This window comes from Rhodanobacter lindaniclasticus (assembly GCF_004799035.1).
In the GTDB taxonomy this organism is placed as follows: Bacteria; Pseudomonadota; Gammaproteobacteria; order Xanthomonadales; family Rhodanobacteraceae; genus Rhodanobacter; species Rhodanobacter lindaniclasticus.
In genome coordinates this window covers 1-731 of record NZ_MWIO01000086.1, presented here as the reverse complement: position 1 = coordinate 731, position 731 = coordinate 1, and the positions used below count along the sequence as shown (strand labels likewise).

Below are 731 nucleotides of genomic sequence, written 5' to 3'. Positions count from 1 at the left end.
CGATCAAGACCGACCACATGCTGTTCATCGCCTCCGGCGCGTTCTCGCTGGCCAAGCCCTCGGACCTGATCCCCGAGCTGCAGGGCCGGTTGCCGATCCGGGTGGAGCTCTCCGCACTCAGCGTGGACGACTTCAAGCGCATCCTGCGCGAGCCGAACAACGCGCTGACCAAGCAGTACGTGGCCCTGCTCGGCACCGAGGGCGTCACCATCGAGTTCACCGATTCGGGCATCGACCGGCTGGCCGAGGTGGCTTTCCAGGTGAACGAGCGTACCGAGAACATCGGCGCCCGTCGGCTGCACACCGTCATGGAGCGGTTGCTGGAGAAAATCTCCTTCGAAGCTGCAGACAAATCCGGCGAAAAATACCAAATTGACGCCGAACGTGTAGACAATTCCCTTGCCAGCCTGGTCCGCGACGAGGATCTCAGCCGCTACATCCTGTAAAGCCGGCGGATGGCCCCGATCTGCTAAAATGAGCGCCGTGAACAACGTTATTGAACTGAAAAACACCGGCCAGCGCGCCCAGTTGCGCGAGGCGCAGCAGAAGCAGACGCTGGTCCGGCTGTGGCGCGAAGACCTCGAACACGGCAGCTTCTGCGGTTACGTGGGCGGGGTGGGGCGGGAGTTCTTCCTGCTCTGGGTGGTCGGCGACGGCATCACCTACGACGGCATGTACGTGATGCGCCACCGCGACATCTCCGAACTGGAAGCGCCCGACAAGCACCATGG

At 62.7% G+C, this 731-nt stretch carries 2 pseudogenes; both read left to right on the top strand.

Going from position 1 to position 731, the window contains the following annotated elements:
* Nucleotides 1–446 (top strand): annotated as a pseudogene (locus B1991_RS18195) (HslU--HslV peptidase ATPase subunit); the annotation flags it as partial.
* A 28-nt stretch (nt 447–474) separates the two neighbouring features.
* Nucleotides 475–731 (top strand): annotated as a pseudogene (locus B1991_RS18190) (hypothetical protein); the annotation flags it as partial.